Source organism: Mycobacterium sp. FW102-FHT13B02 (assembly GCF_058790275.1).
The window spans coordinates 30,793-54,279 of record NZ_JBYTCM010000012.1 but is presented as its reverse complement, the minus strand read 5'-3'; the positions used below and the strand labels follow the sequence as shown (position 1 = coordinate 54,279).

The window sequence follows — 23,487 nt, the reverse complement described above, 5'->3', positions numbered from 1 at the left end:
GATCTCGACCATAGTCCTTACTCCTGTTTCCTAGATACCTGTGCTGCTGGAGGCTGTTTGCAGTTCGCCCGTCGGCTTGGGCTGCGGCCACGGTTCGGGCACCGGACGCTGACGCACGCGCTGCGGCCACCAGAACCACTTGCCCATCAGGGCGGCGATGGACGGCGTCATCAGCGACCGGATGACCAATGTGTCGAACAACAGGCCCAGACCGATGGTTGTTCCGACTTGGCCGACCACGTGCAGCTCGCTGACCGCCATGGACATCATGGTAAACGCGAACACCAGGCCGGCCGAGGTGACCACGGAGCCGGTGCCGCCCATGGACCGGATGATGCCGGTGTTGAGACCGGCGTGGATCTCTTCCTTGAATCGGGCGACCAGCAGCAGGTTGTAGTCGGCGCCGACGGCCAGCAGGATGATGACCGCCATCGCGATGACCATCCAGTGCAGGTTGAGCCCGATCAGGTGCTGCCACAGCAGAACCGACAGACCGAACGACGCGCCGAGCGACAGCACGACCGTGCCGACGATGACCGCGGCGGCCACCACCGAGCGGGTGATGATCAGCATGATGGCGAAAATCAGTGCGAGCGCTGATATACCGGCGATCAGGAGGTCGTAGTCCGCACCTTCCTGCAGGTCCTTGAAGGTCGCCGCGGTGCCGCCGAGGTAGATCTTGGAGCCCTCCAGGGGAGTGCCCTTGATGGCTTCCTTGGCCGCGTTCTTGATGGCGTCGATGTGCGAGATGCCTTCGGCGCTCATCGGATCACCCTCGTGGGAGATGATGATCCGCACCGCCTTGCCGTCCGGCGAGATGAAGTTCTTCATGCCGCGCTTGAATTCCGCGTTGTCGAAGACCTCGGGTGGCAGGTAGAACGAGTCGTCGTTGCGGGCGTTGTCGAACGCTTCGCCCATGGCACTCGCGTTGTCCTGCTGCGCCTGCATCTGATCCTGCAGACCCTTCTGGGTCTGGTACATGGTCAGCATGTACTGCTTCATGCGCGACATCGTCGAGATCATGTCCGGCATGAGGGCGACCATCTGAGGCATCAGCTTGTCGAGCTTCAGCATGTCCGGCATCAGGTTCTGGATGTCGTCCGTCATGGTGTCGATGCCGTCGAGGGTGTCGAAGATCGAGCGCAAGGACCAGCAGACCGGGATGTCGTAGCAGTGCGGTTCCCAGTAGAGGTAGTTCCGGATAGGCCGGAAGAAGTCGTCGAAGTCCGAGATGTGGTCACGCAAATCGGCGACGTCCAGCGTCATGTTGAGCATCTTGCCGACCATGCTGTGCGTGGTGGCCGCCATCTGCGTGGTGATGGCCTGCATGCGCTTCATCGTGTCGATGTTGATCTGCATGTCGTTGGCCTGCTTGAGCATGTTGGCCATCGAGTCCTGCGCGTACTTCTCGTTCATCTTCTGCGAGGTGCCGCTCATGCTCATCAGGAACGGGATCGAGGTGTGCTCGATCGGCTTGCCTTCAGGGCGCGTGATGGTCTGCGACCGGGAAATTCCCGGGACCTTGAAGATGGCCTTGGCGATCTTGTCGATCACCAGGAAGTCGGCGGAGTTGCGCAGGTCGTGGTCGCTCTCGATGAGCATGAGCTCGGGGTTCATCCGAGCCTGCGAGAAGTGCCGGTCCGCTGCTGCGTAGCCCTCGTTGGCGGGGATGTCGGCGGGCAGGTAGAGCCGGTCGTTGTAGGCAGGTTGGTAGCCCGGCAGAGTGAGCAGGCCGACCAGGGACAGCGCGATGGTGCCGACCAGGATGGGCCCGGGCCAACGGACCACGGCGGCACCGATCTTGCGCCAGCCACGCACCCTCATGGCGCGCTTGGGTTCCAGTGTCTTGCGGAACCGGCTCGCCACCGAAATCACCGCTGGGCCGAGCGTCAGCGCGGCGCACACGACGGTGACCATGCCGATGGCCAGCGGGACGCCGAGCGACACGAAGTACGGCATCCGGGTGAAGTGCAGGCAGAACGTGGCACCCGCAACGGTCAGGCCCGAGCCGAGCACCACGTGGGCGGTGCCCTCGAACATTGTGTAGTAGGCGTCTTCGCGAGACTCGCCTGCGCCGCGCGCCTCCTGGTACCGGCCGATGAGGAAGATCGCGTAGTCGGTGGCCGCCGCGATGGCCAGCGTGACCAGCAGGTTGGTGGCGAAGGTCGACAGGCCGATGATGTCGTAATAGCCCAGCGCCGCGACGACGCCCTGCGCCGCGGACAGCTCCAGCACCACCATCAGCAACGTCAGCAGCACCGTGATGAATGACCGGTACACCAGCAGCAGGGTGACGATGATGACCAGGAACGTGACGCCCTCGATCATCTTGACGCTGCGATCGCCGGCGATGTGCTGATCGGCGGCCAAGGCGGCCGGGCCGGTGACGTACACCTTCAGGCCGGGCGGCGTCTTGATGCTCTTGATGATGTCCTGCGCGGCCTGAACGGACTCGTTGGCCAGCGCCTCGCCCTGGTTACCACGCAGGTAGACCTGTACATAGGAGGCTTTGCCGTCGTTGCTCTGCGAGCCGGCCGCGGTGAGCGGGTCGCTCCAGAAGTCCTGGATGTGCTCGACGTGCGCGGTGTCGGCCTGGAGCTTTTTGATCATCTCGTCGTAGTAGGCATGTGCCTCTGCGCCGAGCGGCTGATCGCCTTCCAGCACGACCATGACCGAGCTGTTCGACTTGAACTCCTGAAAGACCTCGCCGACGTGCTTCGTCGCGATCACCGACGCCGCCTGATCGGGCGACATCGACACCGAGCGCATCTTGCCGACCTCGTCCAGCGACGGGACGGCGCTGCCGAGGAAGATGATGATGCCGATCCAGAAGAGGATCACCGGGATCGCGAACTTGCGAATCAGACGGGCGATCGGCGACCGGTGGGGCGGCTGCCCGGCTTTGGGGATGACAGCCGTCGGTTCATCGGCAGTGTTGTTCGGGGGGTGGCTCATGCGGATTTCACCAGGCAGAAGGTCTGGGCGTGGACGCCCGTGGAGGTGCGGGTGTCTTTGAGTTCGTCGTCGACGTGGACGGTGCAGGTGATGGAGTCACCGTCGCCCTGGGCGACGATGTTCGGCGATGCTGCCGGTGCGGTGGTGGACAGGACGAGTTTCCAGGGCAGCTTGGCGTGGTCGACGCGCTGCGGCTTGGCGTCCAGGTCGAGGTAGTTGATGTCGGCGTAGGTGCCGTCGCCGGTGATCTCGTAGGTGACGACCTTGGGTTTGAACGGTTTGGCGTCGTCGGCGAAGTTGCGTGGGGTGACGATGACGGGGTTCTGGCCGAAGTAGCCGCGTACGCGGTGCACGGTGAAGCCGGCGACGAGGGCGACGGCGAGGATGAGCAGCGGGATCCAGGCCTTCTTGAGCGCAGTGCCGATCACGCTGCGGGCACCATGGTCGACTGCACTATCTGTTCCCCGCTTCCCGGACCCTGACCGCGACAGATTAGGTCATTTAAGTGTTAGATTAGACCAGTTAAGTTAATCATGGGAAACCTCCGCTGTGGGTGGCCCCTATCACCGTAACCGGTCACTCGCAGCAGATCGAACCAAATACGCAGCTGTTCAATGGGATTGAACAGACGGCGACGACTGTTCAGGGAGCAGGGGCAGATGGCAACCAGCACGAATAGACTCCATCACATGAAGGCACGCACTCTGGCCGGGGTGGCCGGTTCAATCGCCGCCGCCGCCCTTGCTGTCGGGATGGCCGTCCCCGCGCAGGCTGACCCGGACACCGATTTCGCCAACCAGCTGCACACCTACGGGATCTACGGCCCCAAGGACTACAACGCCTGGATCGGCAAGATCACCTGCCAGCGGCTCGACAACAACGTCGACCACAACGCCACCGACTCGGCGGCGTTCCTGAAGAAGAACCTGCCGCGCAACAGCAGCTCGGAGCAGCAGGTGTACCAGTTCCTCAACGCCGCGTTCGACACGTACTGCCCGGACAAGCACGACCTGCTGGTCGCGCTCGCTCACTAGCCGTCCGGGGTCGACCCGGTCCGACCTGAGGTCAGGCCGGACCCTTGCCGTTGTCGACGCGGTACACCGAGCCGTGGATGGCGGCGGCGTCGTCGCTGGCCAGGAATGCGATGACGTTCGCCACGTCGCGCGGTTCCATGAAGCCGCGCGGCGCGGCGATCCGCATGATCAGGTCCCAGTCCGCGTTCTCCGGCGCGGCGAACTCGGTGACCTGCGCCGTCAGCATGCCACCCGGGCACACCGCGTTGACCCGCAGCTTTTCCTTGGTGTACTCGACGGCCAGCGCCCGGGTCAGGCCGATCAGCCCGTGCTTGGCGGCGCAGTAGCCGGCCGAATAGATCTCGCCTTCGACACCGGCGATCGAAGAGACGTTGACGACGTTGCCGCCGTTCTCCAGCAGCTGGGGCAGCGCGGCCCGGGTCAGGTAGAACGGACCGTTCAGATTCACCGCGAGATCGCGGTCCCAGTCGTCGTCGGTCATCGACAACGTGTGCCGCATCACGTGGAAACCGGCGACATTGACCAGGATGTCCAGCCGGCCGAATCTCGCGATGCAGTCGTCGACCGCCTGCCGGCAGGCGTCGGCTGTGCTGATGTCCACCGCCGAGAACGCGCCACCCGACGCCTCGTCGTAGGCGTCGGCGAACACCGTCGCCATCCGTTCGGCGTCGCGCGCGATGCCGAAGACCGATGCGCCGCGTTCGGCGAAAACCTTGACCGTGGCCGCTCCCAGGCCTGCCGAGGCTCCGGTGATCAACGCGACTTTCCCGCTGAGTGAACTCATACGGTGACTTTCTCACGCCGCGGGCAAGGCGCCTGCGATACTCGGGCGGTGAAAATGAAACGTGTTCTCGCTATGGTGTCGAGTTTCGGTTTCGCCGTGGCGGGCTCGCTCTTCTCGGCGGCCGCGCCGGCGCATGCCGACATCCCGCTGCCCGAGGGCATCTACACGTTCATCCAGGAGGGCACACCGGTCGGCGTGTGGACCATCTGGCCCGTCTGCACCCCGACTGTCGGCGATCTGCGCAACAACATGGAACTGCCCGTGGCATGCCTGCTGCACATCGCACCCGACCAGTACGGCGCCATCTATGGCGGTGACGCCCGCCAGACCGGTGGCGAGGGGCACTGGGCGTTCACCCAGACCGATCTCTCTGGCTTCACCTGCCCGGACGGCAGCAAGTCCAAAATCGTCGAGAACTATGAGTTCGAGGACGTCAACTGGACCGGTACCCGGACCACCTTGAACACCGATCAGTGCGGCGTGCCGGCGGCGATGACCAAGAAGTCCTTCCGGTTGGAATTCCAGAAGCCACTGCCGATTCCGGTGCAGCAGTACCCGCTGTACTGCGACCCGAACGACGGCCTCAAGCGCTGCCGCTGACGGTCGGTCAGACCGGACCTGGCTCCCCGGCGACCGCTGCCGCGGCCTCGTCGATGATGGCGCGCATCGCGCGTTCGGCGCCGGCTGAATCGCGTAACCGCACGGCGCGGGCCACCTCATCGTGCAGCGCGATGGCCGCCGGATTGGGGGAGTCGGGCATCATGCCGTGGTGGGTGCGTCCGGCCAGGACTTCCGCCACCACCGCATTGAGCGCGCGGAACATCTCGTTGCCGCTGGCCTCCAGCAGGGTCTGATGAAAGACCTTGTCCGCCTGTAGATAGGCTGCGAGGTCGCCGTCGCGTCCGTGCACCGCCATGTCCGACACAGCGGCGGCCATGATGCGGCACTGGTGCGGGTTCGCGCGCTCGGCGGCCAGTGCGGCCGCCACGGGTTCGAAGCCGCGGCGCAACTCCGACAACGACGTCAGCTGCGCGGCGCGATCGCCGGAGTCGAGGCGCCAGCGAATCAGTCTGGGGTCGAACACATTCCAATTGGCGGCGGACTGAATGGTGATGCCGACCCGGCGGCGCGAAGCGACCATGCCCATCGATTCCAGGACCCGGACGGCTTCCCGCACCACACTGCGGGAGACGCCGTGCTCTGCGCTCACTCCTTCCAGGGTGATGACCTCGCCGGGGGCGTACGTTCCGGCCACCACTGCGGTCCCGAGCGCGCTCAGCACACTGTCGTGCAGAGCGCTGACGTTTGCGGGCGAAGACACGAATAACATCCTGTCATACCTGCGCTTAGCTGGCTTAGAAATGATTTTTGTTGCATGACTATTGCAATAGTCTGACTTTTAAGCCACGCTGTGTGAGTCAAACCACAGCAAGGGGCGGGTGCAAAGATGCCATCACCCATCGTCGTCATGGGCGTTTCAGGATCCGGCAAGTCCACTGTCGGCGCGGCTCTCGCGCAGCGGCTCCGCGTGCCGTTCGCCGATGCCGACGATTTCCATCCCGCCGCCAACATCGCGAAGATGGCGGCCGGTCACCCACTGAACGACGACGATCGCCGGCCCTGGCTCGAGACCATCGGCCAGTGGCTCGGGGAGCACTGCGGCGACGGCGGCGTGATGAGCTGTTCAGCCCTCAAGTACCAGTACCGCGTCCAGCTGCGGAGCCACTGTCCGGGCACGAGGTTCCTGCACCTGTTCGGCACTCCCGAGGTCATCGGTGCCCGACAGGCCAGCCGGCCGGGCCACTTCATGCCGGCGTCGCTGTTGGCCTCACAGTTCGAAACCCTGGAACCGCTGCGCGCCGATGAGGCCGGCGTCGTCATCGACGTCGCGCAGAGCATCGATTCGATTGTCGAGGAATACCTTTCCCGCACCGGAGGCGATCACCGGGGCAAGCACAGCGACGGGGAGAACATCTGATGGACACCGCCATCACCTTCGTGGCCGACGCGCCCAAGCTCGTCGAACCCGTCGCCTCGGCCACCCAGCTGATCCTGGCGTTCGTCGCCGGCATCGGCGTCATCGTCGTCCTCATCACGCTGGTCAAACTGCACCCGTTCCTGTCCCTGATCTTCGGCGGCCTGACGGTGGGTCTGACGGCCGGAGAGAACCTCACCGCCGCCCTCACATCGTTCTCCGACGGATTCGGCGCCACGGCGGCCGGGGTCGGCATCCTGATCGCCCTCGGTGCGATGTTCGCCAAACTGCTCGCCGACTCGGGCGGGGCCGACGAGATCGTCGACACCATCGTCGGTGCCGCGTCGCCGCGCGCCCTGCCCTGGGCCATGGCGCTGGTCGGCGCGATCATCGGCCTCCCGATGTTCTTCGAGATCGGCCTCGTCCTGCTGATGCCCGTCATCTATCTGGTGGCCCGACGTTCGCAGCAGTCGCTGATCACCATCGGCATCCCGGCGCTGGCGGGCCTGTCGGCCATGCACGGTTTCGTGCCGCCGCATCCCGGTCCGTTGACCGCCGTCGGACTGCTCAATGCGGACCTCGGCGTCACGCTCGGGCTCGGCGTGCTCGTCGCGGTCCCGACCATCGTGGTCGCGGGCCCGCTGTTCGGCCGGCTGGCCGGTAAGTGGGTCGTCGTCGCGGCTCCGGACACCTTCGCCACCGATCCGGAAACCCTTCGGGCACATGGCAAACGGCCCCGGTTCAGCGTCACGCTGTTCTCGGTGCTGCTGCCGGTCGCGCTGATGCTCGGCAAGGCCCTGGTCGACATCTTCATCGACGACAAGAGTCAGTTGTTCCGCCGGACCTTCGACGCTGTGGGCACGCCGCTGGTCGCCCTGCTCATCGCCGTCGTCGTCGGCACGCTCACCCTCGGCCGGGGTGCGGGGATGGATCGCAGCGCCATCACCAAGTGCATCGAGTCGAGCCTGCCCCCGGTCGCGGGCATCTTTCTGATCGTCGCCGCCGGCGGCGGATTCAAACAGGTGCTGGTGGACACCGGGATCGGCACGATGCTGGCGCGGTGGGCCGAAGGCGTGCACATCTCTGTGCTCGTGCTGGCGTGGGTGCTCGCGGTCCTCATCCGGCTGGCCACCGGCTCGGCCACCGTCGCCACCATCACGGCGTCGTCGCTGGTTCTCGGACTGGTGCAGGGGATGGGCTCCGGCGAGCTGTCGCTGGTGGTGCTGGCCGTCGGCGCCGGCTCGCTGTTCTTCTCGCACGTGAACGACGCGGGCTTCTGGTTGGTCAAGGAGTACTTCAAGCTCAGCGTCGGTCAGACGATCAAGACCTGGTCGATCATGGAGACCGTGCTCTCGGTGGTCGGTCTGGCGATGGTCCTGATCCTGGATGTCTTCGTCTAGGGTCTCAGCGCAACTGTTTCTGCATGACGATGTGCGCCACCGGGATCGGCATGGGTTGTGGCGCGCTGGACAGCTGGTCCATCAGTGCGGCTGCCAGGGCGTCGGCGAGCCGGCAGCGTCGCGCCGGGTCGGCCGGGTCCAGCCCCTCAAACAGGGAATCGAACACCGCGGCCCTGGTGAAGGCCACCCAGCTCTTTGCGAAAGCCATTGCGTCACGGTCATTCTGGTACTGAAGCCAGAAGCGGTCCGGTTCGTCGGCGACCGTCAGATGGGTGATCTGCAGCCGCTCGAAGCGCCCCGACGGGGCGAACGGCGACCGGAAGTCGGCGATACTGCGGCCCACGATGGGCAGGTGCATGCGCCGCAGTTCGTCGGTGGTGACGAGCCGTTGGGAGTGCAGGTCGGCCAGCGCGTGCATCAGCCCGTCGAATAGCGGCTCGAGCCCCAGGCGCCCGTCGTCGTGCTGGCCCATGGTCATCACCACGAGGCGGCCACCCGGGCTCAACTCGCGGCCGCGAAACGCGATGAATTCGTGCCAGTCGTGCGCCGCCTGCCGGGCGCACGCGGCGCGCACCTGCGCGTCGCCGCTATAGGACGCCTGGACATGATCGTGAATCTCGGCCGGCATGCGGCTGAGCCAGTGGATGGCCCACGCCGACCAACCCAAGTGCACGCCGTCCGACGGCAGAATCTGGCTGAGATACGAACGCCCCACTGCCGACGCGAACGTGGCCCGGTCGGCGCGCAGGTAGCTGAATGGGTCGTCGCGCAGGGTCCGGAACAGGGCACTGAAATCGTTGTCGGGGATGTCGGTGTGCGTCACCATGATGGGATGCTCGGGCCGCGTGCGTTTGCGCAGCGCGGCGATGCCGGCGCCGATCGGGAGCAGGCCACCCAGGGCGTTGCCGCAGCCGTACTCGGCGATCACCACTGAGTGTGGTGCCGCCGGCAGCGAGACCTCGGCCGCGGCTTGCTCGAAAAGCTTTGTGGCCGTGCGGAGTCCGGCGGTCTGCAGGCGCGAACTCCCGAGCGGGTCGGGCTGCACCACCACACTGGACTCGGGCATGTCTCACGGTAGCGCCGTGAGCTGTGTGGCGCGCTCCGAATCAATGCCCGCGGGCCACCCAGTCGTCGTAGTTGACCATTTCGCCGCCGATGGTGGTGGTGTCACCGTGGCCGGTGTAGACGACCGTGTCAGAAGGAAGTTTCCCCAATCCTTCTGCGATCGAAGCCAGGATGGTCGGGAAGTCCGAGTACGAACGGCCGGTCGCGCCCGGCCCGCCGTGGAACAGGGTGTCGCCGGAGATCACCGCGCCGAGTGCGGGGATATGCCAGCACACCGAGCCGGGGGAGTGCCCCGGCGTGTGGATCGCCTTGATCTCCAGGCCACCGACGGTGAGCACCTGGTCGTCACCCACGGTGTGAAAAGGGTTGTCCGGGTGGACATCCCGCCACAGCATCTCGTCGGCCGGGTGCAGCAGCACGGGGGCGTCGAGCGCCGCGGACAGCTCTGGAGCGACGGTGATGTGGTCGTTGTGGCCGTGGGTGCAGACCACCGCCACGACGTTGCGGCCGTTCACCGCCTCGATGATGGGCGCGGCGGTATGGGCGGCGTCGAACACGATGACATCCTTGTCGTCGCCGACGAGCCAGATGTTGTTGTCGACGTCCCAGGTGCCGCCGTCCAGGCTGAACGTGCCGCTGGTGACGACCCGCGCGATGTTGCTCACTTGAGGACCACCACCGAGCGCAGCACCTCACCGCTGTGCATCTTGTGGAAGGCGCCCTCGATCTGGTCAAGCCCGATGCGCTCGCTGACGAACTTGTCCAGTGGCAGCCGGCCCTGCAGGTACAGGCTGATCAGGGTGGGGAAGTCGCGTTCGGGTAGGCAGTCGCCGTACCAGGACGACTTCAGCGCCCCGCCGCGGGAGAAGAAGTCCACGAGCGGCATTTCGAGCGTCATGTCGGGTGTCGGAACACCAACGAGGACAACGGTTCCGGCGAGGTCGCGGGCGTAGAACGCCTGCTTCCAGGTCTCGGGCCGGCCGACCGCGTCGATGACGACGTCGGCGCCGAAGCCGTCGGTCAGATCCTGGATGGTTTCGACCGGGTCCAGGTCGCGGGCGTTGATGGTGTGGGTGGCGCCGAATTCGCGGGCCCAGTGCAGCTTCTTGTTGTCGGTGTCGACGGCGATGATCCGCTTGGCGCCGACCAGCGCCGCGCCGGCGATGGCGGCGTCACCGACCCCGCCGCAGCCGATGACCGCCACGGTGTCGTCGCGGGTGAGGTTGCCGGTGTTGATGGCGGCGCCGATGCCGGCCATCACGCCGCAGCCCAGCAGGCCGGCGACGGCCGGGTCGGCTTCGGAATCGACCTTGGTGCACTGGCGTTCATGCACGAGCGTTTTGTCGGCGAAGGCGCCGATGCCCAGGGCGGGGGTGAGTTCGGTGCCGTCGGTCAGTGTCATCTTGCCGGTGGCGTTGAAGGTGTCGAAGCACAGGTGCGGGCGGCCGCGCTTGCAGGCGCGGCATTCGCCGCAGACGGCGCGCCAGTTGAGGATGACGAAGTCGCCGGGGGCGACGTGGGTGACGCCGGTGCCGACGGATTCGACGGTGCCGGCGGCTTCGTGGCCGAGCAGGAACGGGTATTGGTCGTTGATGCCGCCCTCGCGGTAGGTGAGGTCGGTATGGCATACGCCGCAGGCGGTGATGTCGACCACGACCTCACCCGGGCCCGGATCGGGGATGATGATGTCGACCAGCTCGATTGGCTGCTTCTTGGCCCGGGAAATCACACCACGCACTGTCTGACTCATGGCTACAACCTAATGCCTCGGAGCAGAGCCGGAATGGTGTCCATACAAATGTCTGGTTAACGGCGTCTCGGCCGTCGCCCACCGGCAGCGTGACCTATGACAGTGTCGTGCATGTGACCGCACTCGAGCTGTTGGATTCCTGGCCGGTACCGCATGTTGCGGCCGCGGTGGTGTCACCCGCGGGCCTGGTCGCCGCACACGGACCCGTCGACCGCGCGTTCCGGCTTGCTTCGGTGACCAAGCCGCTCGTGGCGCGTGCCGCACAGATCGCGGTGGAGGAGGGCGTCGTCGAACTGGACACCCCGGCCGGCCCGCCGGGATCGACGGTGCGGCACCTGCTGGCGCACACGTCAGGGCTGGCGATGCAGACTCCCGACGCGATCGCCACACCCGGGACCCGGCGGATCTACTCGAACGCTGGGTTTGCGGTGCTGGCGCACGTGCTCGAACACGAGTCCGGTATCGAGTTCGGGCAGTACCTGCGCGAAGCGGTGTTCGAACCGCTCGGCATGGCCGATTCCGATCTGCCCGGTGGGGCCGACACCGCCGGTTACGGCGCGTGGTCGACGGTGACCGACCTCGCCGCCTTCGCCGGTGAGCTGCTGCGCCCGACTCTGGTTTCGACGCCCATGCACGCCGATGCGATCTCGGTGCAATTCCCGGGGCTGGACGGGGTGCTGCCCGGGTTCGGCTCGCAGCGGCCCAACGACTGGGGTCTGGGTTTCGAGATTCGGGACGGCAAGAGCCCGCACTGGACGGCTGCTACCAACTCGGGGCGCACGTTCGGCCACTTCGGCCAATCGGGCACGTTCCTCTGGGTCGATCCGGAAGCGGACCTGGCGCTGGTCGTGCTGACCGACCGCGACTTCGGGGACTGGACGCATGCGGTGTGGCCGGACGTGTCGGCCGCGGTTCTGCGCGAGTTCCGTTCTTAGCGGTCGCCTCAGCGGACGACGCCGATCATGCTGTCGATCCAGCCGCGGGCGAAGAACAGCAGGAACCCGACGGCCACCACCCACAGCAGCGGGCTGATCTCTTTGCCGCGGCCCGATGCCGCGCGCAGCACTGCCCAGGCGATGAAGCCGACACCGATGCCGTTGGCGATCGAGTAGGACAGCGGCATGACGGCCACCGTCAGCACGACGGGCAGGGCCACCGAGAAGTCGGAGAAATCGATCTCGCGCAGGACCGAGACCATCAGGGTGCCGACGATCACCAGCGCGGCCGCCGCGACCTCGGTGGGCACGATCTCCGTCAGCGGCGTCAAAAACATTGCGGCCAAGAACAATCCACCGGTCACCAGGCTGGCCAGGCCGGTGCGGGCACCTTCGCCGATGCCGGTGCCCGATTCGATGAACACCGTGTTGGACGACGCCGAGACCGCGCCGCCGACCACCGCGCCTGTGCCTTCGATCACCAGGGCGGACTGCAGCCGCGGGAAGTTGCCGTGTTCATCGGACAGGCCGGCCTGCCGGGATAGGCCGGTCATGGTGCCCATGGCATCGAAGAAGTTGGTGAACAGCAGGGTGAACACCAGCATGAGCGCGGCGATCATGCCGATCCGCCCGAAGCTGCCGAAGTCGACGTGGCCGATCAGTGACAGGTTGGGCACCGCGAACGGGGAGCCGGACAGCGTCGGCACCGACAGGCTCCAGCCCCCGGGTTTTTGCGTTGCCGAGCCGAGGTGCCAGATGGCTTCAACCGCAGCGGCGACCACAGTTCCGCTGATGAGGCCGATCAGGATGCCGCCGCGCACCTTGCGGGCCACGAGGACGCCCGAGGTCAGCAAGGTGAACACGAAGACCAGGGTGGGCACGGCGCGAACCGAGCCGGTGCCGCCGGCGCCCAGGCCGAGCGGAGGCGACGGATGGCCCGTCGACGCGACGAAGCCGGCGTCGACGAGACCGATGAACATGATGAACAACCCGATGCCGGCGGTGATGGCCAGTTTGAGCGGCATGGGTACGGCGTCGAAGATCATGCGCCGCAGGCCCGTGACCGCCATCGCGACGATGATGAGGCCTTCGATCACGACCAGCCCCATGGCCTCCGGCCAGGTCAGGACGCCCACGACCGAGCTGGCCAGGAACGAGTTGATGCCCAGCCCGGCGGCGAAGGCGAACGGCAAGCGGGCGACGACGCCGAACAGGATGGTCATGGCGCCGGCTGCCAGTGATGTCACCGCGGAGACCTGGCTGAACGCGAGCTTGTGCCCGGCGATATCTGCCGTGCTCGACAGGATGATCGGGTTCAGCACGATGATGTATGCCATCGCGATGAAGGTCACCACGCCGCCGCGCAGTTCAGCGGCCACGGTCGAGCCGCGTGCGGAGATCTCGAAGAACCGGTCCAGGGCAGTCACCGTTAGAAGATAGATGGCTGGCCGGCACTACGCGCGACTGTTGGGTTGCGCTCGATTCTGAGGCTGCGCTGAGAGATTGTGCGACAGACTAGCGCAACAGGGGTCTCACGCGGCACAATAGACACGCACTAATCAACTGCAACATTTCGGCAACACCAGGTCGTTGGGGAAGACGTCCCTCGTGTAGCTGAAGGAGCAGAAGATGCGTGCGTCGAACCAACTCGCCGACGCGACGACGGGCGTGGTGTATATCCATGCCTCTCCCGCGGCGGTATGCCCGCACGTGGAGTGGGCACTTTCGTCGACTCTGTCGGCGCGGGCGAACCTGAAGTGGACGCCCCAACCCGCCATGCCCGGTCAGTTGCGCGCCATCACCAACTGGATGGGGCCGGTCGGTACCGGAGCCCAGCTTGCCAGCGCCTTGCGCTCGTGGTCGGTGCTGCGCTTCGAGGTGACCGAGGACCCGAGCGCCGGCGTCGACGGACACCGCTGGTGCCACACCCCGACTCTGGGCCTGTGGAGCGGGTCGATGAGCGCCAACGGCGACACCATGGTCGGTGAGCAGCGCCTGCGCACCCTCATGGCTTCCGGCGCCGACATGCTCGCCGCCGAACTCGACACGGTGCTCGGCACCGCCTGGGACGAGGCTCTGGAGCCCTACCGCGGTGGCGGCGCCGAGGCCGGCGAGGTCAGCTGGCTGAACCGGGGCGTCGGGTAGCGTCGGGCGGTCCCGCTCTGCCCCCGCGAAAGCAACCACACGGCGAATCCTGGTCGCATTTCCCGCCGTGCAGTTGCTCTCGGTGCGGTCGCGTCCTGGTTGGCTGTGTCACTCGTGCCCGAAATCCACGAAATGCCACTGAAGGCTCCGGCTTTGGCCTGTATCAAGCGGAACGGTGGGAGGCCCTGACTCCGAACACCGGCTGACGTGTACGCCCGTGATCGAAGTCGGCATCCCACGGCAGCACCCCATGGGCGTCGGCCCAGACCAGTTGGCGTGCGGTGTAGCCGTACCCCTGGATGGCGCTGGCCATACCCATGTGGGCTGGGGGACAGTCAACTTCGACGATCTCGACGAAGGGCGGTCCATCCGTCGCCATCTGTAATCCAGGCGCGGGAGCTCCGTCGACAACCGCTCGCTCCGCCATGTGGGTGAGTAGTTGGTCTGCGGAGGCCGGTACCACGCCCGTGACGAGCAACTCGGGCAGTCCGAATCCGTGTAGCCCGATTGTGTAGGCGAACGACCTGAGACCGTCCTCCACGTATTGAATCGCCCAACCGCGGCGATCGATCTTGTCGCGGATGTAGGCAATCCAGTCGGCCATGGTGGCTTCCGGGTGGTCGCATTTCCAGCACATCGATCGCCTCCCGTCGTCGGTGGTCCCAGAATGCACCTGGGGTACGACACTGTTTGGGTCAGCGGACCCGGTAGTGCCCCGGCTCGGGCTCGCTCAGCATCTTCGTCAGCGTCCCGCGGTCGAACGGCCACAGGTCGATGGTGCCGCCCTCGCTGAAGTACCAGGAATTGCAGCCGGTGTTCCACACCGTCGGTTCCATGGCTTCGACTGCCGCGGCATTGAATTCGGCGGTGGCCTGCTCGGTGACCTCGACCTCATTGATCTCGCCACGCTCGAACCGCTTGAGCCACTTGACGATGTACCGCGCCGTGAGTTCCGCGGTGTACTGCAGTGAGATGGACCCCGTGGGCGAGTTCGGGCCGAGCACGGTGAACAGATTCGGGAAGCCGGGGATCGCGGTCATCCGGTAGGCGCGCGGGCCTTTGACCCAGGCGTCATCGAGGGTGACGCCGTCGCGGCCCACCACCTGTATCGGGCGCATGTAATTGTGCGCCTGAAAGCCGGTGGCCAGCACGGCGATATCGATCCTGTGATGCTCACCCTCAGTGGTGCGGATGCCGGTGGGGGTGAACTCGGCGATGCGATCGGTGACCAATTGGGCGCCCGGAGCCGTGATCGCCCGATAGTACGTTCCCGACAGCACCTGACGCTTGCACAGCGGCTGGTAATCCGGGGTGAGCTCGGCGCGCAGCTTCGGGTCGCGGATCTGGGCCCGCAGACTAAGCCTGGCGTACTGCTGCACCAGCTTGCGGCGCCACGTCGGCTTGGTCACGATGTCGACCAGGACGCTCGATCCACAGAGTGGAATACGTTCGGCGACAGCCTGATACAGCTTCGGCATGGCCTGCAGCAGCGCGGTGACGGCGCCCGGTTGGGGCAGCTTCATCGGTGCCCACAGCATCCACTGTGGCGACCGGGCGAAGTGCAGCAGTTTGCCGGCTTTGGGCTGCAGCGCCGAAACCACCTGCACCCCGGTGGATCCGGTGCCGATCACGGCGATGCGCTTGCCCTCGGTCTCGAGTCCGGGGTCCCACCGCGCGGTGTGCACCACGGCGCCCTCGAAGATGTCCATGCCGGGGATGTCCGGGATGAAGGGGTGGTGCAGCACGCCGGTGGCGCAGATGACGAAATCTGCCGTCAGCGTTTCATCCGCGGTCGTGACCGTCCATGTGTGCTGGTCCTGCTCGTAGTGCAACGCTGTGACTTCGGTGTTGAGCCGCAGGTGGGCATCGAGCCCGAACTGCTCGACGACGTCGCGGTGATACTCCTGAATCTCCTTGCCGCCGGCCCAGATGTGGCTCCAGTCGGGCTTGGGTGCGAAGGCGAACTGGTAGATGTGCGACGGTACGTCACACGTCAGTCCGGGGTAGCGGTTCCAGTGCCAGACCCCGCCGACGTCCGAACCCTTCTCCAGGATGGTGAAGTTGGTGAACCCGGCTTGTTGGAAGGTGTAGGCCGAGGCGATGCCGGCCACGCCGGCGCCGATGATGACGATGCGCGGATCACGGTTGCTCATCAGGACTCCCAAGCTCGGTGCACCGTGTTCGGTGCGGTGGTCATGGCGGATTCGAAGGCGGCGCGCCGCCGGCTGCGCAGCATGAAGTTGGCACCCAGTCCGGCCAGATCGGCGGCGTCCGGCTGGATCACGACGACCTCGATGCCGCGGGCGCGCGCGGTGGCGATCTCGGCGTCCAGCACCGTGGACATCGGGCGGCGCAGGAGCCGGTGTTCGAGGACGCCGCCCAGACCCGGTGCGCGAACGCCGCTTTCGGAGGCCATCGGGGTGACGACGTAGATCAGATCGGCATCGTCATGGCTGATGAGGTCGACCGACGCAGTGGACGCGGCGCCGCCGTCGACGAACTTGCGATCGCCGATGGTGACCGGCGGCATCCAGCCGGGCACACCCCACGATGCCCGGAGTGCCTCACCTGCAGTGGCTTTCGGTGCGTCGGGGGCGCCGAAGGCCACCCGCTCGCCGCGCTGGTAGTCGAAGGCCACCATGCGGGCTCCCGGGTGGTCCACCCAACCGGACTGGTTGGCGAAGCCAGAGGCCAAGCGCTGCAACCAGTCTGCGTTGGCTCGACCGGTCGGAGCGATACCGGTGACCGCGGCCAATCCGCTGTGGCTGCGCAACAGCGCGGGGTTCAGCGGCCGGGGTGATGGCAGCGGCGGCAGGCTGGGCGGCGTCGCGTCGATGTGCCGGCTCAGGCGTTCGTCGCTGCTGGTGCCGCGGTGCATCGCCACCAGTTCGTCGACCGACGCGCCGCCGCCGAGCATGGTGACGATCTCGGCGCCCGCCGAGGTGCCTTGCAACACAGCGGCTTCTCGCGGGTCCCAACCCGTCTGCTCCTGCAGCGCGTGCAGGGCCGCGACAATCCACGCACCGCCGATGGTCCCGCCGCAGCCGATGACCAGCGCCCGCTTCACGCCTGCAACTCCGAACCCGACTCCACCGCATGCTCTTTCGACTGCCGCACGATCCGCTCCAGGTAGGCCGACCGGCCGACGGGATCCATGCCGTTCAGAGCCCGCCGATCGTCGATGATTGACCGCACGGCACGTTGGACGAATTCCGGAACCAGCGCGTCCACCAGCGCCCAGCCGGGCGCCACCCATTCGGGTACTGAGGTGCGCGCAGCCTTGGTGCGCAACGTCTTCAGCACCGCCTGCGCCACATCTTCGGGATCCACCGTCGGCATGCCGCCGCCGAGCTGGACGCCCGAGGAGAGCTCGGTGCGGACCGCTGACGGCAGCACCGCGCACACGGTGACGCCGGTCCCGGCGTACTCGGTCCGCGCTGCCAGGGACGCCCCGACCGCGGCGAACTTGCTGGCGTTGTAGGTGACCATGCCCGGAACCGGAATCATGCCGGCCATCGATGCGACATTCACGACATGGCCGCTGCCGCGGGTGACCATGACGGGGACCACGGCCCGCATGCCGTTGAGGACGCCACGGATGTTGACGTCGAGGATGAGGTCGGTCGTGGCCTCGGCTTCGGTCTCGAAGGCGCCGAGCGGCATGACGCCGGCGTTGTTCACGAGGACGTCGACGCGGCCGGACTCCTCGAGCACCTGCGCGACGAACTGATCCCACGACTCGCGCCGGGTGACGTCGAGTCGCGCGCTGCGACAGCGGGGGATCCTGCGCGCCGTCTGCTCCGCAACGTCGATGTCGACATCGCCGATCCAGACGTCGGCCCCGTGCTGTGAGAAGAGTTCGGCGGTCTTGGCGCCGATTCCCCGGGCGCCTCCGGTGACGACAACGGTCGCGCCGTCGAGTGGGATTGAGCGTCGTGCTAGCCGCATCGATAGCCTCGAATCTGCTGGTAGGAGCCTTGCTGGGCTCGTTCGAATACTCACGGTATCCGAATGCTCTCAGTAAAGCCAGTACTCCGGGTATCGCAAACCACTAACATCAACGCATGCCGCGATTGACCAGGGTGCAGCGTCAGGAACAGACGCGTGCCGAGATACTCACCGCGGCGAAGGCTCGGTTTCTCGAACACGGGTATGCGTCCACCAGCCTCGAGGACATCGCAGACGACGCCGGTTACAGCAAGGGCGCGGTGTATTCGAACTTCGGCAGCAAGCCGATCCTGTGCCGCGAAGTGCTGGAGGCCATCCACCGCGAGAAGTTCTCCGAGATGTCCGAGCTGGCGATGTCGGACGCCGATGTGCCGAGTCGGGTCGAAGCGGTGAACGCCTGGCTGGAACGGACCGCCGGCGACGTGGGCTGGACGATGCTCGAACTCGAATTCGTGGTGCTGTCGCGCAACGACCCCGAACTGGGGCAGATGATCACCGATCTTCGCAACGAGGCGGCCCAGATGGTCGTCGAGGTATTGCGTTCGCTGTCAGACGATCTGGGGCTTGCCGAAGAACAATTGGTCGCGCTCGGCGTGATGGACAGCTTGGAAGACATCGGCAACCTGTTTCTCAGCGCCGGCATCGGCCTGGGCATCCAACGCGCCATCGATCCGTCGCTGCCGGCCCGGCCGGTCACCGGTGCCATCACCCGGTTGATGAACCTGCTCGCGCTCCTTGCGGCTACGCAGGACTGAGCGTTCGGGCGCCTCGGCCTCGAATGCCCGGTCGACCCGGCCCCGGCTACGGAACCAGGACCCGCAATGCCCCAGGTGCCGCGGACACCGTCACCGGCAGCGGACACATGAATTCGCCGTCGGCATAGGCATTTATCCCGGGGCAGTCGATGGTGATGGAGCGCGCGCGGACCGTCTTGACCTCGTCGCGGTTGACATGGGTGCCTTTGAACACGGTGGGGAACAACCGGATCAACTTCGTCCGGGATGCCGAGGCGGCCATCGTGACGTCCAGCAGTCCGTCGTGCGGATCGGCGCCCGGGCAGATCAGCATGCCGCCGCCGTAGCTTCGGGTGTTGCCGAACGCGGCGAACGTCAGCGGTGTTTGGTCCACCGGCCCGCCGTCGAAACTCACGTGGAAGGGCAGCAGGCGCAGCTGTGACAGCTCGGCGAGCATCGCCACGTTGTAGCGCATTCGCCCGCGCGGCCACGTCATCCGATTCGCGCGGTCGGTGACCAGTGAGTCGAAGCCGGCGGCCATCACGGTGCCGAACCACTTGACGGTGCCGTCTGCGGCCTCGATGTGCCCGAGGTCGATGGTCTCGGTGCGTCCGGTGGCTACGATGTCGGCGGCCGCCTCCGGATCGTCCCGCGGAATCCCGAACTCGCGCGCATGGTCGTTCCCGGTACCGGCCGGGATGATCCCGAGTGGCACATCGCCCTGTGCAAGCGCCTGCAGCACAAGGGAAATCATGCCGTCGCCGCCGGCGACCACCACCGCATCGGTGCCGCGGTCCAGCGCTTCGTCGAGCAATCGGCGCGCGTGGGCGGCATCCGATCCGATGAGCTCCACGACGTCGACGCCGCGGCGCTGCAGCCGCACCACAGCCCGTTGGGCGGCCACAGACCCGTGCCCCTGACCCGACGCCGGGTTGGTCAGTAGGGTGACACGCTGGGGCGTCCGCGTCATGGGATCAGCTTGCCCGGGTTGAGGATTCCGCCGGGATCGAGCACGTTCTTCACGGCCCGCAGAACCTGGACGCCCAGGTCGCCGACCTCGGCCGTCATCCACGGCTTGTGATCGGCGCCGACCGCGTGGTGATGGGTGATGGTGGCACCGCAGCGCACCATCGCCTCGGACGCGGCGGTCTTCGCCGCCCGCCACTGCTCGATGGGGTTGCCACGCTGGCCCGCCACGACGGTGAAGTACAGCGAGGCGCCGGTGGGGTAGACGTGCGAGATGTGGCACATCACCAAAGCCGTTGTGCCGCTTTCCTGGAGCGACGTCGTGAGCGCCTCGGTGACGGCTTGCTTCAGCGCCGGCAGGTTGGACCACGTCGTTGCGGTCTCCAACGTCTCGCACAGGGCCCCGGCTGTCAGGAGCGAGTCACGCAGGTACGGCGCACCGAACCGGCCGTGCTGCCACGCGCGCGCCGGGGCCTCGCCAAGCGACGTGCCACCCTGGGCGGCCAGCAGCGCACGTGTTTCGTCGTGGCGGCTCGCGGTATGCGCGGCAGAACCTTCGAACAGGGTGATGGCCAGGCAGCCGCCGGTGATGGTCTGTTCGCCGATGCTTTCGGTGGTCGCGAGGTTGATCCCGGTCTCGACCTCATCGGACAGCCGGATGACCGTCGGGCCGGTACCCGTCTGCACCACGGCGCGCAAAGCCGCCGCGCCCGTGGGGAAGTCGGGGAAGGACCAGGCCTCGTAGCGGGTGGTCTCGGGCACCGGGTGGACGCGGACCCGCACCCGGGTGATGACGCCGAACGTGCCCTCTGACCCGACGATCAGCTGACGCAGGTCCGGGCCGGCCGCCGACGCCGGGGCGCGGCCCAGGTCCAGCACACCGGCGGGGGTGACGACGGTCAGGCCGCGCACCATGTCGTCGAAGCGGCTGTAGCCGGCCGAGTTCTGACCTGACGACCGCGTGGCCGCGAACCCGCCAATGGTGGCGAACTCGAAGCTCTGGGGGAAGTGGCCGAGGGAAAAGCCCTCGGCGCCAAGGAGTTCTTCGGCCTGTGGGCCGGTGACACCGGCCTCGAGTTCGGCCTCGCCGGACTCCTTGTCGAGGGCGACCAGCCGGTCCAGGCGGCGTAGATCGAGCGATACGACGGCGTTGAAGCCGCCCCGGATGGGGTCCAGTCCGCCGACGACGCTGGTGCCACCGCCGAAGGGTACGACGGCGATGCGGTGCTCGGTGCAGTACTGGAGCACGTCGGCGATTTCGTCTTCAGCGCTGGGCAACAGGATCGCATCCGGCGCGTCCTGTTCGCCGGCGTCCTTGCGGCGCAACAGGTCCAGTGTCGACTTGCCGCCGGCCCGCAGCAGGCGGTCGTGATCGCCGGTGCGGGAGAACTCGTCGCCGACGATGCCGGCAAGTGCGCCACGGTCGGCGTCGGTCAGGGCGGAGGGGCGCAACGTGACCTGATCGGCCTCCAGTTCGTCGGCCGGGGTGGCGTCGATGCCGAGGGCCGCGGTCAGCAGTCCGCGGATGCCTTCAGACAGCGGCTTGGCTGCAGCGGGGTCACCCCAGGCGTTCCACTTCATCGGCGGTTCGAGGTGGTCACGTGTCGCGCTCATGCGTTACAGTATTACATATGATGTCAATCAGTAACGATGATGTTGTGGAGTCTACGGATGCCCGAATCATCGACGCTGCGGCCGACTGCGTGATCGCCTTCGGGGTCGATCGGGTGACGTTGGCCGAGATCGCGCGCCGGGCCGGCGTCAGTCGGCCGACGGTGTACCGGCGCTGGCCGGACACCCAGGCGATCCTCGCGGCACTGTTGACGACACGAATCACCAACGTGCTGGGCGAAGTCACCGTCGACGGCACCGACCGTGAGGCGATCGTCAAACGGATGGTCGGCATGGCCGAGCGGCTGCGCGACGACGAGGTCATCATGTCCGTGCTGAGCAGCGCACCTGCGCTGGCGATGGTCTACATCGCCCAGCGGATGGGTACCAGCCAGCAGATTCTGCTGGAAGTGCTCGCCGGTGCGCTGGCCACGGCACAAGCCGACGGCAGCGTCCGCCCCGGTGATCCCAGGCAACTCGCGGCCATGTGTCTGCTGATCGTGCAGTCGGCCATCCAGTCCGCACAGATGGTCGCGCCCGTCCTCGATGTCACCGCACTGGACATCGAACTCGCTCACTCGCTGAACGGATACCTGAAGGCATGAACACCCCTGAGGCAGCCCGCCGCAGTGCACTGAACGCGGCCCGTCGCGCGACCGAACTGACGGCCTTGGCCGATGGGGGCACGGTCGACATCGTCGTCATCGGCGGCGGTATCACCGGGGTGGGCATCGCCCTCGACGCTGCCAGCCGCGGACTGTCGACGGTGCTCGTGGAGAAGCATGACCTGGCTTTCGGGACGAGCCGGTGGAGTTCGAAACTCGTGCACGGCGGGCTGCGCTACCTGGCCACCGGCAACGTCGGTATCGCCCGGCGCAGTGCCATCGAACGCGGCATCCTGATGAGCCGTAATGCCCCGCATCTGGTGCACGCCATGCCGCAGCTGGTGCCGCTGCTACCCGAGATGAACCGTGCCTCAAGGGCTTTGGTGCGCACTGGTTTCATCGCGGGTGACGGCCTGCGCCGACTGGCCGGTACCTCGGCGTCGGTCCTGCCGCGGTCGGGGCGCGTCAGCGCCGCCCGCGCCGCCGAATTGGTGCCCGCCGTCCGTCGTGACGGACTCGACGGTGCGTTGCTCGCTTACGACGGTCAGTTGATCGATGATGCCCGTCTGGTCACGGCGGTGGCGCGGACCGCCGCCCAGCACGGCGCCCGCATTCTCACTCGCGTGGCCGCGTCCGACGCCACCGGCACCTCGGTTCGGCTGACCGACCAGCTCAGCGGGGAGTCCTTCGACCTGACGGCTCGTGCGGTGATCAACGCCGCCGGCGTGTGGGCCGGCGAGCTCGACGGCGCGATCAAGTTGCGGCCCAGTCGCGGCACCCACCTGGTATTCGACGCCAAGGCATTCGGGAACCCGACTGCGGCGCTGACGGTTCCGATCCCCGGCGCGCTCAACCGGTTCATCTTCGCCATGCCCGAACAGCTCGGCCGGGTATACCTCGGCCTCACCGACGAGGACGCGCCCGGCCCCATTCCCGATGTGCCGCAACCGACTCCGGAGGAGGTCAAATTCCTGCTGGACACCGTCAACACTGCGTTGGCCACCAGCCTGGGACCGGATGACGTGTTGGGTTCGTATGCCGGTCTGCGGCCGCTGATCGACACCGGCGAAGGCAGTACCGCCGACGTCTCCCGCGATCACGCGGTCGTCGAATCGGGCAACGGCGTGCTCAGCGTCATCGGCGGCAAGCTCACCGAATACCGGTACATGGCCGAGGATGTACTGGATCGGGCGGCGGCGCTGCGCGGGCTCGGCGCAGGGGAGTGCCGCACCAGGAACCTGCCGCTGGTCGGTGCTCCGGAGAACCCGGTATCGGGCGATCGTGTTGCGGCGCTGCCGGAGTCGTTGGTGGCGCGTTACGGCGCGGAGGCGTCGAACGTGTTCGCCGTCGCCACGTGTTCCCGGCCGACTGAGCCGGTGGCCGACGGAATCGACGTCACGCGAGCCGAATTCGAATACGCCGTCACGCACGAAGGTGCGCTCACCACCGACGACATCCTGGATCGTCGTACCCGGATCGGGTTGGTCGCCGCCGACCGCGAGCGTGTCGCTGCCGTAGCTGCGGGATTCGTGGCCGACTGACGCCAGCGCACGGAGCCTGCTGGCACTTGGTCCTGTGAC

Annotated in this window: 23 protein-coding genes; 9 read left to right on the top strand and 14 right to left on the bottom strand. The window is 66.7% G+C overall.

Annotation, left to right across the window (positions count from 1 at the left end):
* Nucleotides 1-30 precede the first annotated feature (30 nt).
* Both AC3WTE_RS20100 and AC3WTE_RS20095 read right to left on the bottom strand, forming a co-directional pair.
* Nucleotides 31-2,955, bottom strand: a complete 2,925-nt coding sequence (locus tag AC3WTE_RS20100) for an MMPL/RND family transporter (RefSeq protein ID WP_492440288.1) — start codon at nucleotides 2,953-2,955, stop codon at nucleotides 31-33.
* Nucleotides 2,952-3,383 carry an MmpS family transport accessory protein gene (locus AC3WTE_RS20095; protein WP_459367965.1) on the bottom strand — a complete coding sequence of 144 codons (432 nt, stop codon included), beginning with the start codon at nucleotides 3,381-3,383 and terminating at the stop codon, nucleotides 2,952-2,954. Before AC3WTE_RS20095 ends, AC3WTE_RS20100 begins: the two co-directional genes overlap by 4 nt.
* A gap of 261 nt (nucleotides 3,384-3,644) precedes the next feature.
* Between AC3WTE_RS20095 and AC3WTE_RS20090 the strand changes: the two genes are divergently transcribed.
* On the top strand, nucleotides 3,645-3,989 hold the full coding sequence (locus tag AC3WTE_RS20090) for a DUF732 domain-containing protein (protein ID WP_492440286.1): 345 nt from the start codon (nucleotides 3,645-3,647) through the stop codon (nucleotides 3,987-3,989).
* A gap of 31 nt (nucleotides 3,990-4,020) precedes the next feature.
* Here the strand turns inward: AC3WTE_RS20090 and AC3WTE_RS20085 are convergent, their stop codons facing one another.
* Nucleotides 4,021-4,773 (bottom strand): SDR family NAD(P)-dependent oxidoreductase, encoded by a 753-nt coding sequence (locus AC3WTE_RS20085; RefSeq protein WP_492440284.1) that lies wholly within the window; start codon nucleotides 4,771-4,773, stop codon nucleotides 4,021-4,023.
* A gap of 54 nt (nucleotides 4,774-4,827) precedes the next feature.
* Here AC3WTE_RS20085 and AC3WTE_RS20080 point away from each other — a divergent pair, with 54 nt between their 5' ends.
* On the top strand, nucleotides 4,828-5,373 hold the full coding sequence (locus AC3WTE_RS20080) for a hypothetical protein (protein WP_492440282.1): 546 nt from the start codon (nucleotides 4,828-4,830) through the stop codon (nucleotides 5,371-5,373).
* Between the two features lie 7 nt (nucleotides 5,374-5,380).
* Here AC3WTE_RS20080 and AC3WTE_RS20075 read toward each other — a convergent pair whose 3' ends face one another.
* Nucleotides 5,381-6,094 carry a FadR/GntR family transcriptional regulator gene (locus tag AC3WTE_RS20075; RefSeq protein WP_492440280.1) on the bottom strand — a complete coding sequence of 238 codons (714 nt, stop codon included), beginning with the start codon at nucleotides 6,092-6,094 and terminating at the stop codon, nucleotides 5,381-5,383.
* A 126-nt stretch (nucleotides 6,095-6,220) separates the two neighbouring features.
* Here AC3WTE_RS20075 and AC3WTE_RS20070 point away from each other — a divergent pair, with 126 nt between their 5' ends.
* Together AC3WTE_RS20070 and AC3WTE_RS20065 are read left to right on the top strand one after the other, a co-directional pair.
* On the top strand, nucleotides 6,221-6,751 hold the full coding sequence (locus AC3WTE_RS20070; RefSeq protein WP_492440278.1) for a gluconokinase: 531 nt from the start codon (nucleotides 6,221-6,223) through the stop codon (nucleotides 6,749-6,751).
* Nucleotides 6,751-8,148 carry a GntP family permease gene (locus tag AC3WTE_RS20065; protein ID WP_492440276.1) on the top strand — a complete coding sequence of 466 codons (1,398 nt, stop codon included), beginning with the start codon at nucleotides 6,751-6,753 and terminating at the stop codon, nucleotides 8,146-8,148. Before AC3WTE_RS20070 ends, AC3WTE_RS20065 begins: the two co-directional genes overlap by 1 nt.
* A 4-nt stretch (nucleotides 8,149-8,152) precedes the next feature.
* On the opposite strand, the gene AC3WTE_RS20060 is transcribed toward AC3WTE_RS20065, so the two are convergent.
* Genes AC3WTE_RS20060 through AC3WTE_RS20050 form a run of 3 tightly spaced genes read right to left on the bottom strand, consistent with a single transcriptional unit; the run spans nucleotide 8,153 to nucleotide 10,963 of the window.
* On the bottom strand, nucleotides 8,153-9,214 hold the full coding sequence (locus tag AC3WTE_RS20060) for a class I SAM-dependent methyltransferase (RefSeq protein ID WP_492440274.1): 1,062 nt from the start codon (nucleotides 9,212-9,214) through the stop codon (nucleotides 8,153-8,155).
* A 40-nt stretch (nucleotides 9,215-9,254) separates the two neighbouring features.
* Entirely contained in the window at nucleotides 9,255-9,878 is a 624-nt protein-coding gene (locus tag AC3WTE_RS20055) for an MBL fold metallo-hydrolase (protein ID WP_492440272.1), read from the bottom strand.
* The gene (locus AC3WTE_RS20050; RefSeq protein WP_492440270.1) at nucleotides 9,875-10,963 is read right to left on the bottom strand and encodes an S-(hydroxymethyl)mycothiol dehydrogenase; all 1,089 of its coding nucleotides are present in this window, start codon (nucleotides 10,961-10,963) and stop codon (nucleotides 9,875-9,877) included. Before AC3WTE_RS20050 ends, AC3WTE_RS20055 begins: the two co-directional genes overlap by 4 nt.
* A 113-nt stretch (nucleotides 10,964-11,076) precedes the next feature.
* On the opposite strand from AC3WTE_RS20050, the gene AC3WTE_RS20045 reads away from it, so the two are divergent.
* On the top strand, nucleotides 11,077-11,898 hold the full coding sequence (locus AC3WTE_RS20045) for a serine hydrolase domain-containing protein (RefSeq protein WP_492440268.1): 822 nt from the start codon (nucleotides 11,077-11,079) through the stop codon (nucleotides 11,896-11,898).
* 8 nt (nucleotides 11,899-11,906) lie between these two features.
* On the opposite strand, the gene AC3WTE_RS20040 is transcribed toward AC3WTE_RS20045, so the two are convergent.
* Nucleotides 11,907-13,325, bottom strand: a complete 1,419-nt coding sequence (locus tag AC3WTE_RS20040) for an NCS2 family permease (RefSeq protein WP_492440266.1) — start codon at nucleotides 13,323-13,325, stop codon at nucleotides 11,907-11,909.
* 202 nt (nucleotides 13,326-13,527) lie between these two features.
* Between AC3WTE_RS20040 and AC3WTE_RS20035 the strand changes: the two genes are divergently transcribed.
* Nucleotides 13,528-14,043, top strand: coding sequence for a DUF3145 domain-containing protein (locus AC3WTE_RS20035; protein ID WP_492440264.1), 516 nt, complete (start codon nucleotides 13,528-13,530; stop codon nucleotides 14,041-14,043).
* A 163-nt stretch (nucleotides 14,044-14,206) separates the two neighbouring features.
* On the opposite strand, the gene AC3WTE_RS20030 is transcribed toward AC3WTE_RS20035, so the two are convergent.
* The 4 genes from AC3WTE_RS20030 to AC3WTE_RS20015 form a co-directional block, all read right to left on the bottom strand.
* Nucleotides 14,207-14,647 carry a DUF4262 domain-containing protein gene (locus AC3WTE_RS20030; RefSeq protein ID WP_492440262.1) on the bottom strand — a complete coding sequence of 147 codons (441 nt, stop codon included), beginning with the start codon at nucleotides 14,645-14,647 and terminating at the stop codon, nucleotides 14,207-14,209.
* Nucleotides 14,648-14,738: 91 nt separating this feature from the next.
* A complete protein-coding gene (locus AC3WTE_RS20025) occupies nucleotides 14,739-16,196 on the bottom strand; it encodes a flavin-containing monooxygenase (protein WP_492440261.1) in 1,458 nt (485 codons plus the stop codon).
* Nucleotides 16,196-17,110, bottom strand: coding sequence for a patatin-like phospholipase family protein (locus AC3WTE_RS20020; RefSeq protein WP_492440259.1), 915 nt, complete (start codon nucleotides 17,108-17,110; stop codon nucleotides 16,196-16,198). The genes AC3WTE_RS20025 and AC3WTE_RS20020 overlap by 1 nt, the downstream gene beginning before the upstream one ends.
* On the bottom strand, nucleotides 17,107-17,991 hold the full coding sequence (locus AC3WTE_RS20015) for an SDR family oxidoreductase (RefSeq protein ID WP_492440258.1): 885 nt from the start codon (nucleotides 17,989-17,991) through the stop codon (nucleotides 17,107-17,109). Before AC3WTE_RS20015 ends, AC3WTE_RS20020 begins: the two co-directional genes overlap by 4 nt.
* A gap of 116 nt (nucleotides 17,992-18,107) precedes the next feature.
* Here AC3WTE_RS20015 and AC3WTE_RS20010 point away from each other — a divergent pair, with 116 nt between their 5' ends.
* Nucleotides 18,108-18,746 carry a TetR/AcrR family transcriptional regulator gene (locus AC3WTE_RS20010; protein WP_492440256.1) on the top strand — a complete coding sequence of 213 codons (639 nt, stop codon included), beginning with the start codon at nucleotides 18,108-18,110 and terminating at the stop codon, nucleotides 18,744-18,746.
* A gap of 46 nt (nucleotides 18,747-18,792) precedes the next feature.
* On the opposite strand, the gene AC3WTE_RS20005 is transcribed toward AC3WTE_RS20010, so the two are convergent.
* On the bottom strand, nucleotides 18,793-19,695 hold the full coding sequence (locus tag AC3WTE_RS20005) for a diacylglycerol kinase (RefSeq protein ID WP_492440254.1): 903 nt from the start codon (nucleotides 19,693-19,695) through the stop codon (nucleotides 18,793-18,795).
* Nucleotides 19,692-21,272 carry an FAD-binding oxidoreductase gene (locus tag AC3WTE_RS20000; protein WP_492440470.1) on the bottom strand — a complete coding sequence of 527 codons (1,581 nt, stop codon included), beginning with the start codon at nucleotides 21,270-21,272 and terminating at the stop codon, nucleotides 19,692-19,694. The genes AC3WTE_RS20005 and AC3WTE_RS20000 overlap by 4 nt, the downstream gene beginning before the upstream one ends.
* A 50-nt stretch (nucleotides 21,273-21,322) precedes the next feature.
* Between AC3WTE_RS20000 and AC3WTE_RS19995 the strand changes: the two genes are divergently transcribed.
* Both AC3WTE_RS19995 and AC3WTE_RS19990 read left to right on the top strand, forming a co-directional pair.
* A complete protein-coding gene (locus AC3WTE_RS19995) occupies nucleotides 21,323-21,907 on the top strand; it encodes a TetR/AcrR family transcriptional regulator (RefSeq protein ID WP_492440252.1) in 585 nt (194 codons plus the stop codon).
* Nucleotides 21,904-23,448, top strand: coding sequence for a glycerol-3-phosphate dehydrogenase/oxidase (locus AC3WTE_RS19990; RefSeq protein ID WP_492440250.1), 1,545 nt, complete (start codon nucleotides 21,904-21,906; stop codon nucleotides 23,446-23,448). The genes AC3WTE_RS19995 and AC3WTE_RS19990 overlap by 4 nt, the downstream gene beginning before the upstream one ends.
* Nucleotides 23,449-23,487: the final 39 nt, after the last annotated feature.